We start from the raw sequence: 12,681 nt of genomic DNA, 5'->3' as shown, positions 1-12,681 counted from the left end.
GGAGAACGATATGGCGGGTTTGCCGAGCACGGCGCACGTGGTGATCATCGGAGGTGGCGTTGTCGGCACCTCCTCGCTCTATCATCTCGCCAAGGCGGGCTGGACCGACTGCGTGCTTTTGGAAAAGAACGAGCTCACCTCAGGCTCGACCTGGCATGCCGCCGGCAATGTGCCGACCTTCTCCTCGTCATGGTCGCTGATGAACATGCAGCGCTATTCGACCGAGCTTTATCGCGGCCTGGGCGCCGAAGTCGACTATCCCATGAACTACCACGTCACCGGTTCGCTGCGGCTCGCCCACTCCTGGGAGCGCATGCAGGAGTTCCAGCGCGCCAAGGGCATGGGCCGCTACCAGGGCATGGACATCGACGTGGTCGGCGTCGACGAGATCAAGCGTCGCTATCCCTTCATCGAAACGCACGACCTGGAAGGCGCGCTCTACGACCCGAGCGACGGCGACATCGACCCGGCCCAGCTCACCCAGGCGCTGGCCAAGGGCGCGCGCGACTTGGGTGCGAAAATCATCCGCTTCTGCCCGGTGACTGGCGTGCGCCGTGAAAAGGACGAATGGGTGGTCGCCACGCCGCAGGGCGAGATCCGCTGCGAAATCGTCGTCAACGCCGCCGGCTACCGCGCCGCTGAAGTGGGCCGGATGTTCGGCCGCGAGGTGCCGATGATGGTGATGAGCCACCAATACATCCTGTTCGAGGAAATCCCCGAACTCGCCGCCTGGTCGAAGGAACAGGGCAAGAAGCTGCCGCTGCTGCGTGATGTCGACACCTCCTACTACCTGCGCCAGGAAAAGGCCGGCATGAATCTTGGCCCCTATGAGCGCAATTGCCGCGCGCATTGGGCCACCCCTGGCGATCCGATGCCGGAGGACTTTTCCTTCCAGCTCTTCCCCGACGATCTCGATCGTCTTGAACATTATCTGGCCGACGCCGTGGCCCGCGTGCCGATCCTCAGCACCGCCGGCCTCTCCAAGGTCATCAATGGCCCGATCCCTTATGCGCCGGACGGCAATCCGTTGATCGGTCCGATGCCAGGTGTGCCCAACGCCTTCGAGGCCTGCGTCTTCACCTTCGGCATCGCCCAGGGCGGCGGCGCCGGCAAGGTGCTGGCCGAATGGGTGACGCAAGGCCAGACCGAATGGGACATGTGGTCGTGCGATCCACGCCGCTTCACGTCCTTTGCCTCGGCGCCGGACTATTGCGTCGCCAAGGGCCTGGAGATCTACGGCAATGAATACGCCATCCAGTTTCCCCGCCATGCCTGGCCGGAAGGGCGTGACCGCAAACTGTCGCCGATCCACGATCGCACCAAGGCGCTCGGCGGCCGCTTCGACGCCTATAATGGCTGGGAGCGCGCCACCTGGTACGCGCAGCCCGGCGACGATGTCTCCGAGGAAGCCACGCTGACCTTCCGCCGGGACGGGCCCTGGCAGCACCGTGTGCGCCAGGAATGTCTGGCCGTCCGCGACGCCGCCGGCATTCTCGACCTGCCCGGCTTCTCGCGCTTCAATCTCGAAGGCCCCGGCGCCGCCGAATGGCTGAGCCTGCAGGTCACCGGGCTGGTGCCGAAGCCCGGCCGCATCGGCCTCATCTATTTCGCCGACGACAAGGGCCGCATCGTTACCGAAATGTCCGTCGTGCGCCATGGCGAGGATCAGATGACGCTGATCACCGCGGCGGTGGCGCAATGGCATGATTTCGAATGGCTGAAGTCACGCATGCCTGCGGATGCGGCATTCTCGCTGACCGACCGCACCGAGGACTATTCCACCCAGATCCTCGCCGGCCCCAACTCGCGAAAAATCCTCGCCGATGTCTGCGGTGCCGACCTCACCCTGCCTTGGCTGACGCATCAGGAAACCGAGATAGCCGATCGCTGGGCGAAGCTCGTTCGCGTTTCCTTCGCCGGCGAACTCGGTTGGGAAATCCACACCAAGATCGAGGACACTGCCGCTATCTTCGACGCCATCTGGGCGGCCGGGCAGAAGCATGGCCTGAAGCCGTTCGGCATGTACGCGCTGGATTCGCTCAGGCTGGAGAAGGGCTACCGTACCTGGAAGGGTGATCTCTCGACCGACTATTCCATCCTGCAGGGCGGGCTCGAGCGCTTCGTCAAATGGGAGAAGCCCGATTTCCGCGGCAAGGCCGCACTGCAGAACGAAAAGCAGCAGGGCGTGAAGAAGCGCTTCGTCACGCTGGTCGTCGAAAACCCCGGCGATTGCGACGCGCCCTACATGTCGACGCTGTGGCATGGCGGCCAGATCGTTGGCGAGACAACGTCAGGCGGCTGGGGTCATCGCATCGACAAGTCGATCGCGCTCGGCATGCTGCGCGTCGATTTGAGCGAGCCCGGCACCTCCGTCGAGGTCGAAATCTTCGGCGACCGTTTCAAGGCAATCGTGCAGAACGACGAACCTTTGTGGGATCCGAAGAACGAAAGACTGAGAGCATGAAGAAAGTCATCCTCACCGATGGAGGCATGGGCCAGGAACTGGTCCGCCGCAGCAAGTCCGAGCCGACGCCGTTGTGGTCGGCCCGGGTGCTGATCGACGAGCCGGATCTGGTGCGCGGCCTGCATGCCGAATTCATCCGCGCCGGCGCTCGCGTCATCACCATCAACACCTATTCGGCGACACCCGAGCGCCTGGCGCGCGAGGGCGCCGAGGACCTGTTCAAGCCGTTGCAGAAGCGTGGCATCGAGCTTGCCCGGCAAGCCTGCGAGCAAGCCGGCGATGCCGCGATCGCTGGCTGCCTGTCGCCACTCTTCGGCAGCTACGCGCCGACGTTGACCATTTCCTACCAGGAGACGCTCGACATCTATCGCCGCATCGTTGCCGAGCAGGCGGATGGGGTCGATCTCTTCCTGTGCGAGACCATGGCCTCGGCCGATGAAGCGCGCGCGGCCGTCACCGCGGCTTCGGAGAGTGGCAAGCCCGTCTGGGTGTCGTGGACGCTCGCCGATCACGGTGCGCCACGGCTGCGCAGCGGCGAAACAATAGCCGCCGCGGCCAGCGCGCTTGATGGCTTGCCGATAGCGGCGCGGCTGCTCAATTGCTGCCGGCCGGAAGCGATCGCCGCCGCCTTGCCTGAACTGATCGATCTTGGCGGCCCGGTCGGCGCCTATGCCAATGGCTTCACCTCCACGGAGGCGCTCAAGCACGGCGGCACCGTCGATGTGCTGCATGCCCGTCACGATCTAGGCCCGGACGCCTACGCCGAGCAGGCGATCGGCTGGGTGGAGGCAGGTGCCGACATCGTCGGCGGCTGCTGCGAAGTCGGACCGCCGCACATTGCCGCGCTGCGCGATCGACTGCAGCAGGATGGTTACGAAATTACGGGAGTTTTGCATGCCTAGACCATCGTCGCGCATTTCCGGCATCGTCCCGTCGGGCAAGGATGGCTGGGAAGTCCATTCCGCCGCCTGGGCCCGCAAGGCGGCTGGCGAGGACATCATCATGCTGTCGGTCGGCGACCATGATTTCGACACGCCTTCGCAAACGATCGAGGCCTGCGTGGCCGCGGTTCGCGGCAGCAATCACCATTACACCCCGCTGCCCGGCCTGCCGCGCCTGCGCCAGGCGATGGCGGCAGCCTCCAGCGCCTGCACCGGCGTCGAGACGACACCGGATCAGGTCATCGCCACGCCGGGCGGCCAGGCCGCCCTTTACGCGGCAGTGCAGGCCGTGCTCGACCAGGGCGACCACGCCATCGTCGTTGCCCCCTATTACGCCACCTACCCCAACACGTTCAGCGCTGCAGGTGCCAGTTTCACCGTCGTCGAGACGCCGGCCGAGGATGGCTTCCAGCCGCACGCCGACATGATCCGCGCCGCACTCAAGCCCAACACACGCGCCATCCTGATCAACACGCCGAACAACCCGACCGGTGCCGTCTATTCGCGCGAGCATCTGGAACAGCTCGCCGAAATCTGCCGCGAGCATGACCTCTGGCTGCTGTCAGACGAGGTCTACTGGACGCTGGGCGGCGGCGAGCATGTCTCGCCACGCTCGCTGCCCGGCATGGCCGAGCGCACGCTTGTCATCAATTCCATGTCCAAGAGCCACGGCATGACCGGCTGGCGCATGGGCTGGCTGACCGGCCCCGAAGCGATGATCACACTGCTCATCAATCTCAATCTGGTGACGACCTACGGCTTGCCGGCCTTCATCTCGGTCGCCTGCGCCGAGGCGCTGGAGAACCATTATGGCGTGAAGGACATCGCCGAGCGCTACGCGGCACGCCGTACCGTCTTTCTCGATGCCGTGCGCGGCATGAACGATGTCAGCGTGCACGGCTCCGAGGGCGGCATGTATGTCATGCTCGACATATCTGCGGTCGAACCCGACGACGAGAAATTCGCCTTTGCCTTCCTCGACAGGGAGAATGTCGGCGTGATGCCCGGCTCCAGCTTCGGCGAAGCCGCCGCCGGCCACATCCGCATCAGCCTCTGCCAGCCGGAGCCCGTGCTGCAAGAAGCAGCACTTCGGCTGCGCCGTTTTGCTTCCACCTATCGCCGCGAGGCCGCATGACCAAGACCATCCCCACCAAAGCCATTCCTACCAAAGCGAGGGCCGTCATCATCGGCGGCGGTGTCTCCGGCTGTTCAGTCGCGTATCACCTGGCCAAGCTCGGCTGGACCGACATCGTGCTGCTGGAACGCAAGCAGTTGACCTCGGGCACGACATGGCACGCCGCCGGCCTGATCGGCCAGTTGCGCGGCTCGCAGAACATGACGCGGCTGGCGAAATATTCGGCCGACCTCTACGTCAAGCTGGAAGCCGAGACCGAAGTCGGCACCGGCATGCGCCAGGTCGGCTCGATCACGGTGGCGCTGACCGAGGAGCGCAAGCACGAAATCTACCGGCAGGCGTCGCTGGCGCGTGCGTTCGATGTCGATGTCCGCGAGATTTCGCCCAATGAAGTCAAGCAGATGTATCCACATCTCAACGTGTCCGACGTCGTCGGCGCCGTGCACCTGCCGCTCGACGGCCAGTGCGACCCAGCCAACATCGCCATGGCGCTGGCCAAGGGCGCCCGCCTGCGCGGCGCCACCATCGTCGAGAATGTGAAGGTGACGAAGGTTCACACCAAGGCCGGCCGCGTCACCGGCGTGTCCTGGGCACAGGGCGAAGACCAAGGCACGATCGAGGCCGACATCGTCGTCAACTGCGCCGGCATGTGGGCGCGTGAACTCGGCGCACAGAACGGTGTCACCATCCCGCTGCATGCCTGCGAGCATTTTTATCTCGTCACCGAGCCGATCGCCGGTCTCGGCCGGCTGCCGGTGCTGCGCGTGCCGGACGAGTGCGCCTACTACAAGGAAGACGCCGGCAAGATGATGCTCGGCGCCTTCGAGCCGGTGGCCAAGCCGTGGGGCATGGACGGCATCCGCGAGGATTTCTGCTTCGATCAATTGCCGGAGGATATGGATCATTTCGAGCCTATCCTCGAAATGGGCGTCAACCGCATGCCGATGCTGGCCACCGCCGGCATCCATACTTTCTTCAATGGACCCGAAAGTTTTACCCCAGACGACCGCTACTACCTCGGCGAGGCGCCGGAACTCCGTGGCTACTGGATGGCAACCGGCTACAATTCGATCGGCATCGTCTCCTCCGGCGGCGCGGGCATGGCGCTGGCGCAATGGATCAACGATGGCGAAGCGCCCTTCGACCTGTGGGAAGTCGACATCCGTCGCGCCCAGCCGTTCCAGAAGAACCGCCGTTATCTCAAGGAGCGCGTCTCGGAAACGCTCGGCCTGCTCTACGCCGACCATTTCCCCTACCGACAGATGGCAACGTCGAGGAATGTCCGCCGCTCGCCTCTGCATGAGCATCTGAAGGCGCGCGGCGCCGTATTCGGCGAGGTCGCCGGCTGGGAGCGCGCCAACTGGTTCGCTCGCGAAGGACAGGAGCGCGAATACCGCTATTCCTGGAAGCGACAGAACTGGTTCGACAACCAGCGCGAGGAACATCTGGCGGTCCGCAACAAGGTCGGCCTGTTCGACATGACCTCGTTCGGCAAGATCCGCGTCGAGGGCCGCGACGCCTGCGCCTTCCTGCAGAAACTGTGCGCCAACGATATGGACGTGGCGCCGGGCAAGATCGTCTACACGCAGATGCTCAACCAGCGCGGCGGCATAGAGAGCGACCTCACCGTGTCCAGGCTCTCGGACACGGCCTACTTCCTCGTCGTACCGGGCGCCACGCTGCAGCGCGATCTCGCCTGGCTGCGCCGGCATGTCGGCGAGGAGTTCGTTGTCGTCACCGACGTCACTGCGGCCGAAAGCGTGCTTTGCCTGATGGGCCCGGATGCGCGAAAGCTGATCCAGAAGGTCAGCCCCAACGACTTCTCCAACGAGAACAACCCGTTCGGCACGTTCCAGGAGATCGAGATCGGCATGGGTCTCGCCCGCGCCCACCGCGTCACCTATGTCGGCGAACTCGGCTGGGAGCTCTATGTCTCGACCGATCAGGCAGCCCATGTCTTCGAGGCGATCGACGAGGCCGGCATTGACGTCGGCCTGAAACTCTGCGGCTTGCATACGCTGGATTCCTGCCGCATCGAAAAAGCCTTCCGGCATTTCGGCCACGACATCACCGACGAGGACAATGTGCTGGAAGCCGGCCTCGGCTTTGCGGTGAAGACGGCCAAGGGCGACTTCATCGGCCGCGATGCGGTGCTGAAGAAGAAGGAGGCTGGATTGAGCCGCCGGCTTGTGCAATTCCGCCTGAAAGATCCGCAGCCCCTGCTCTTCCACAACGAAGCGATCCTGCGCGACGGCAAGATCGTCGGCCCGATCACCTCAGGCAATTACGGCCACCATCTCGGTGGCGCGATCGGGCTGGGCTATGTGCCGTGCCAGGGCGAGAGCGAGGCGGATGTGCTGGCCTCGTCCTACGAGATCGAAATCGCCGGCGAGCGTTTCGCGGCGGAGGCGTCGCTGAAGCCGATGTACGATCCGAAGGCCGAGCGGGTGAAGATGTAGCGCCCTCTTCTTCTCCCCGTTTACGCGGAGAAGGTGCCCGAAGGGCGGATGAGGGGCGGCGCCAGCGCCTCAGAATAAGGCAAACGTTAGCGCTGCCCCTCATCTGGCTGCCGCCATCTTCTCCCCGTAAACGGGGCGAAGAAAGCTAAAACCTTTCCAGCTTCACCCGCACCTTCGCCAAAAACGCCGCTCTCGTCTTTGGCGTCGAGGCGTCCATCAGATAATGCGCCAGGAAGAACGTCTTGCAGCGTGTTGCGCACAGCGCTCGCATGCCGCGCAGCAGCGTCTTGCGTCCGGGCTGGCCGACAACAACGCTCCACCAGGTCGGCGCGCCGCAGGTGGTGATGACGCCGACCTTGGTGACGTGCGTCATCAGCGACTTGATCCGCCCCTTGCCGGCCGGCAACTTGAAGGCAACGTCCGTCGCCCACACCCGGTCGAGCCAGCCCTTCAGCATCGCCGGCAGCCCGTACCACCAGGTCGGATAGACAAACAGGATCGCCTCGGCCCAGCTGAGCAATTCGAAATGCGGCTTCAGCGCCGGGTCCTGCGGCGCCTGGTCATTGTAGCTGCGCCGTTCCTCGCAGCCCATCACCGGATCGAATTTTTCCGCATAAAGGTCGAGCAGCCGCACTTGCCAGCCCCTCGCCTTCAGAACCTCCATGGCGGTGTCGCGGATCGACGCACAGAAGCTTTCGGGCACGGGATGGCAATAGACCACGAGGACCCGCATCAGAACACATCCATACTGGCCGCAACCTTCGTCATGAAGGCCTTGCGTGTTTCGTCGGTCGACAGATTCATCGCGTAATGCGCGAGGTAAGTCACCGGTGCGCCCGGCTTTACCGTGGCGCGCAGCATGCGCTTGATCAGTTTGCGCGGCGGATCGCCCATCACCATGGCGCGGAACCGGCTGCCGCCATAGGTGGTGACCGCCGCGACCTTCCTGATGTTGTGCAGCGACGGCTGCACCTTGCCGTCAACCAGCTTGAACGACACGCCGGGCAGGAAGACGCGATCGAAAAAACCTTTCAGGATCGCCGGGAAGCCGTAGTTCCAGACCGGATAGGAAAGCACCAGCGCATCGGCGCGCAACAGGCGCTCGACATACGGTGCCGCGGGATCGGCGCAGCCGCGCGGGTTGTGATAGTTCAGCCTCTCCTCGCGCGTCAGCCTGGGATCGAAACCCTCGGCGTAGAGGTCGCAGTCATCGACCATATGCCCCGCCGCCGTCAGCCGCTCGACGATCAACCGGTGCAGGCCGGCATTGAAGCTGGTCTCGACCGGATGCGCGTAGAGGATGAGGATGTTCATCAGCCTGCCTTTTGCAGCCCGTTGAACAGAAAAGTCCGGCCAGAGCGAAAGTCGTAGTCCGGATTTTCCCACGCGATCATCTTGCCGGGGTTGAGCAGCCCCTGCGGATCGGTCTCGCGCTTGAAGGCAAGCTGCACGGCATCCGTCTGCTTCATGCCGCCTTCTTCCAGCGTGTAGCGGTGCGGGTTGAAGATCGGGCAGCCATTCTCCTCATGCAGGCGCACGATCTCGTCGAGCCGCGCCTCGCTGGTGAATTTTACCAGCGGCAGGCCAAAGCAGGTGATGTTGCCGTCCAGCCGCACGAATTCGAGATGCGAGAAGACCTCGCCCGGAAACATCGCGTCCATCTTCTCGACCAAAGCCAGCTGGTTGGGAAAGGGATAGAGCGATTGCAGATAGGTGATCGAAGGGTCCACGCGCAGCGCTCTCAGCGTCGTGTGGTTCCAGGCCAGCTCATAGGCCGGCGGCAGGCCCTTTTTCTCGTCCGGCGTCGCTGTAGCAGCGTTGAAAATGACTTCACCGCCGGCACGCCGGGTGAACGCTAGAAAGGCATCCAGCCCATGCTGCGCGACCATGACGACGCAGATGCTTTGCCCTTCCCTGAAAAACTTCTGGTGCCGCTTGAAGTAGAGCTGCGGCACGGGCGCGGCAATCGGCGTGATCAGCTTGGTCAGGATGCCGTCCTGGCAGGCCAGCGCATTGCCGTAGCGCGCTGCATCCATGAAGGCATCGAAGCCGACGATGACATCGACCCATTCATAGGCCGCGGTCAGCGGCATCTCGACTTCCGAAATGATGCCGTTGGTGCCGTAGGCATGGGTGACCTTGTGCAGATCCTCGCCGGTGAGTTCGAGCACTTTCGGCTCGGCTTCCATCGTCACCACGCGCAGGCGCAGTACATTGCCGAAGTCGCGCAACCCGCCGAAATTGATCGAGCCGACGCCGCCCGAGCCGCCGGCAATGAAGCCGCCGATCGAAGCGGTGTTGTAGGTGGACGGCGACAGCCGCAGCTCCTGACCGGAATGCGCCCGCGTTGCCTTGTCGATATCGGCCAGAACCGCGCCCGGCCCAGTCACCACGCGCCCCGGCGCGATCAACTTGACCTCGTTCATTTCGGCCAGATTGAGCACGACGCCACCCGAAAGCGGCATCGCCTGGCCATAATTGCCGGTGCCGCTGCCGCGCGGGGTCACCGGCACTCCATGCCGATGGCAAGCGGCAAGCACACGGATCAGTTCAGCTTCGTCCTTCGGTGTCACGATCAAATCGCCGGTGACATGGTCGAGCTGCTTTTTCAGCACTGGGCTGTACCAGTAGAAATCACGGCTCTTCTGCTGGACGATGGCCGGATTGTCGTCGAGTTTTATCCCGTCGAGATCGCGTTTGAGCGCCGAAACATCCATCATTCCACCATCAGTTCATCGAGTTCGGCGTAGTCGGGCAATTGCCGGTCGATGGCACGGCCGGCGCGCACGACGATGCGATCCGATTCGGGCCGCGACAGCAATTCGGTCCAGCTTCGACCTTTGAATAGGATGAAATCGGCATCCCCGCCGGCGGCAAGCGTGCCGAAACCATCGAGCCGCATCACCTTGGCCGGCGTCGCGGTGACCGCTTGCGGCCAGTCGGCGACCGGATGGTCGAAATGCAGGATGCGCGTCGCCATGCGGTAGACCTCCAGCATGTCGAGATCGCCATAGGCATAAAAGGGATCGCGCGTGTTGTCGGAAGCGACAGCGACCGGAATGCCCCTCGCCTTCATCTCGTGCAGCAACGTCACGCCGCGCCAGCGCGGCGTGGTCTGGTTCCCGCGCCGATCCTGCAGATAGAGATTGCACATCGGCAGTGACACCACCGCCAGTCCTGCCTTAGCCACCTTGTCCAGCGTGTCCAACACCTCGAGGTCGGGCTGGCGCGCCAGCGAGCAACAATGGCCGACGAAGATGTTGCCCTCGAAGCCGCTCCACAGGGCCGCCTCGGCGATCTTCTTCAGCGAGATCGCGGCAATATCGTCGGTCTCGTCGGCATGGAAATCGAGGTCGAGCCCATGCTTGATCGCCTGCGCAAAGACGTGGTCGAGCAGTTCTTCCAGGTCCGGCACCATATAGGTGACGACGCCAAGCACGCCCTTGGCGGCGGCGACCCGTTTCGCCAGCCTGTCGAACCATTTCTTGTCGCGCACGCCCTCGATGCCGAGCAGGCAGGCGCCCTGCAATTCGATGCGGCCGCGCCATGTCTCGCGCATCGTTTCGAACACCGGCCAGGAGATTTCCTCCTGCGGCGCGACGCTGTCGAGATGGGTGCGCAGCGCCCTGGTGCCATGCGCATAGGCCGAGCGCAGCGAGAAATCCATGCGTTTGGCAAGATCCTCAGCGCTCCAGCGCGCGACGCGGTCGGCGCCCGCGGCGTTAAGCGCCCCCATGAAAGTGCCGTCGGGATTGGGTTTTCGCGGCCAGATGTGGCCCTTGTCGATATGGGTGTGGCAGTCGACGAAACAGGGCAAGATTACGCGGCCGGCGAGATCGATAACATCGCTGGATACGACTGCACGACCATGCCCTGCGATGGCGGAAATCTTGCCATCTGCGACAGAGATATCAGCGAGTGCAAACCCGTCGCCGTCATAGGTCGCGGCGAGCTCCGGCGTCAGGGACGCGTGAAGCCGAGCGTTGGCGAGCCAATATGAACCTGCCTTGGGTATCAAGGGCCTAGCGCTCCTGCTTCAGCGCGCTTTCATGCCAGCGCCTGAGAATGAGATGCGAAATCAGCGACAGCACGAGGAAGATCAGGATGCCGGTGAGCGAGATCAGGAACAGCGCCGCGAACAGCCGCGGCGCGTTGAGCCGGTAGCCGGCCTCGATGATGCGCGAGGCAAGTCCCGACGACTGGCCGGTGGTGCCGGCAACGAACTCGGCCACCACTGCACCGATCAGCGACAGGCCGCCGGCGATCTTCAAGCCGCCGAGGAAATACGGCATCGCCGCCGGCAGCCTGAGATAGCGCAGCTGTTGCCAGCGCGTCGCGCCATTGAGTTTGAACAGGTCGCGCAGATTGCGGTCGACCGAGTTCAGGCCAAGCGTCGTGTTGGACAGGATCGGAAAGAAGGCGACGATCCAGGCGCAGAGCAGAAGCTTGGTCGTCTGGTTGTTCACATAGATGTTGATCAGCGGAAAGATCGCCACGATCGGCGTCACCTGCAGCACGATCGCGAACGGGAAGAACGACATCTCGACCCATTTCGACTGCGCAAACAGCACCGACAGGCCAACGCCGCCGATGACAGCCAAAGCCAAGCTGAGGAAAGTGATGCGCAAGGTGACCAGCAGCGAGGAGAACAGCAGCCCGGCATCGTTGTAGAGCGTCTGCAAGACCACGCCGGGGCGTGGCAGGATGTATTGCGGAATCTCGTTCCACACGCAGATGCGGTCCCAGAGCCAGATCGCCAGGATCATGATCGCCATCGGCAGCACCCAGCGGCCAATCCGCTCGAACCGCTCCTGGCGCACCCGGCGCGCTTCCTCGGGATCGAGTTTGAGCGTGGGCTCGTCAATGGCCGTCATGATGCGCGCCTGCTGTTGAATTGATGGCATTGACCAGCACGTCGGAAGCTTGCCGGCAAAGCGCCGCATAGTCGGGCGAGGTGCGAAACACCTCGTCGCGCGGATAAGAGGCCCCGATGGCGAGTTCATCGAACACCCTGCCCGGCCGCGCCGCCATGACGACGACGCGGTTGGAGAGAAAGACGCTTTCAAAGACGCTGTGCGTGACGAAGACCACGGTGAAGCGTTCGTCCTGCCACAGCTCCAGAAGGTCATTGTTGAGCTTGAAGCGGGTGATCTCGTCGAGCGCTGCGAACGGCTCGTCCATCAACAGCACGCGCGGCTTGGTTACCATGGCGCGCGCGATCGAGACGCGCATCTTCATGCCGCCCGACAGTTCACGCGGCACTGCGTCCTCGAAGCCGGTCAGGTGGACCCGCGCCAGCATCTCCGTGATCGCCGGTGCCGCCTTGGCGCGCGAAATGCCTTTCAGCCTGAGCGGCAGCCACACATTGTCGAAGACGCTGGCCCAGGGCAGCAGCGTCGGCTCCTGGAAGACGAAGCCGATATTGGCGCGGTCGAGCGAGCCGCCGCCGCGCCAGTCGAGCACGCCGGAGGTCGGCGTCGACAGGCCCGCAATCAGCCGCAGCGCCGTCGACTTGCCGCAGCCGGACGGCCCGAGCAGGCTGAGGAAATCGGCTTCCCGGATCGTCAGGTCGACGTCGCTCAGCGCCGTCACGCCATTGGAAAACACCTTGCCAACGCCACGCAACGCCAGCAAGGCCGGAGTGACGTCCGGCGCTTGCGCCACCTTTTCTCTCATCATGCC

Annotated in this window: 10 protein-coding genes; 4 read left to right on the top strand and 6 right to left on the bottom strand. The window is 63.8% G+C overall.

Annotated elements, in window-relative coordinates:
• The first annotated feature begins 10 nt into the window (after window positions 1-10).
• The 4 genes from ACZYHG_RS20030 to ACZYHG_RS20015 are packed head-to-tail and all read left to right on the top strand — an operon-like array spanning window position 11 to window position 6,999.
• The gene (locus tag ACZYHG_RS20030; RefSeq protein ID WP_464610044.1) at window positions 11-2,464 is read left to right on the top strand and encodes a GcvT family protein; all 2,454 of its coding nucleotides are present in this window, start codon (window positions 11-13) and stop codon (window positions 2,462-2,464) included.
• On the top strand, window positions 2,461-3,366 hold the full coding sequence (locus tag ACZYHG_RS20025) for a homocysteine S-methyltransferase family protein (protein ID WP_464610043.1): 906 nt from the start codon (window positions 2,461-2,463) through the stop codon (window positions 3,364-3,366). The genes ACZYHG_RS20030 and ACZYHG_RS20025 overlap by 4 nt, the downstream gene beginning before the upstream one ends.
• Window positions 3,359-4,540, top strand: coding sequence for a pyridoxal phosphate-dependent aminotransferase (locus tag ACZYHG_RS20020; protein ID WP_464610042.1), 1,182 nt, complete (start codon window positions 3,359-3,361; stop codon window positions 4,538-4,540). The genes ACZYHG_RS20025 and ACZYHG_RS20020 overlap by 8 nt, the downstream gene beginning before the upstream one ends.
• Entirely contained in the window at window positions 4,537-6,999 is a 2,463-nt protein-coding gene (locus ACZYHG_RS20015; protein ID WP_464610041.1) for a GcvT family protein, read from the top strand. The genes ACZYHG_RS20020 and ACZYHG_RS20015 overlap by 4 nt, the downstream gene beginning before the upstream one ends.
• A 145-nt stretch (window positions 7,000-7,144) precedes the next feature.
• On the opposite strand, the gene ACZYHG_RS20010 is transcribed toward ACZYHG_RS20015, so the two are convergent.
• The 6 genes from ACZYHG_RS20010 to ACZYHG_RS19985 are packed head-to-tail and all read right to left on the bottom strand — an operon-like array spanning window position 7,145 to window position 12,678.
• The gene (locus tag ACZYHG_RS20010; protein ID WP_464610040.1) at window positions 7,145-7,732 is read right to left on the bottom strand and encodes an NAD(P)H-dependent oxidoreductase; all 588 of its coding nucleotides are present in this window, start codon (window positions 7,730-7,732) and stop codon (window positions 7,145-7,147) included.
• Complete coding sequence (locus tag ACZYHG_RS20005; protein WP_464610039.1) at window positions 7,732-8,313, bottom strand: NAD(P)H-dependent oxidoreductase; 582 nt, start codon at window positions 8,311-8,313, stop codon at window positions 7,732-7,734. The genes ACZYHG_RS20010 and ACZYHG_RS20005 overlap by 1 nt, the downstream gene beginning before the upstream one ends.
• The gene (locus tag ACZYHG_RS20000; RefSeq protein WP_464614743.1) at window positions 8,313-9,716 is read right to left on the bottom strand and encodes an FAD-binding oxidoreductase; all 1,404 of its coding nucleotides are present in this window, start codon (window positions 9,714-9,716) and stop codon (window positions 8,313-8,315) included. The genes ACZYHG_RS20005 and ACZYHG_RS20000 overlap by 1 nt, the downstream gene beginning before the upstream one ends.
• Complete coding sequence (locus ACZYHG_RS19995; RefSeq protein ID WP_464610038.1) at window positions 9,716-11,017, bottom strand: cytosine deaminase; 1,302 nt, start codon at window positions 11,015-11,017, stop codon at window positions 9,716-9,718. Before ACZYHG_RS19995 ends, ACZYHG_RS20000 begins: the two co-directional genes overlap by 1 nt.
• 4 nt (window positions 11,018-11,021) lie before the next feature.
• Window positions 11,022-11,873 carry an ABC transporter permease gene (locus tag ACZYHG_RS19990; protein ID WP_464610037.1) on the bottom strand — a complete coding sequence of 284 codons (852 nt, stop codon included), beginning with the start codon at window positions 11,871-11,873 and terminating at the stop codon, window positions 11,022-11,024.
• On the bottom strand, window positions 11,860-12,678 hold the full coding sequence (locus ACZYHG_RS19985) for an ABC transporter ATP-binding protein (RefSeq protein WP_464610036.1): 819 nt from the start codon (window positions 12,676-12,678) through the stop codon (window positions 11,860-11,862). The genes ACZYHG_RS19990 and ACZYHG_RS19985 overlap by 14 nt, the downstream gene beginning before the upstream one ends.
• Window positions 12,679-12,681: the final 3 nt, after the last annotated feature.

Source organism: Mesorhizobium subarcticum (genome assembly GCF_055456085.1).
Note: the sequence above shows the minus strand (reverse complement) of the source record. Positions and strands in the feature narration are given on the sequence as shown.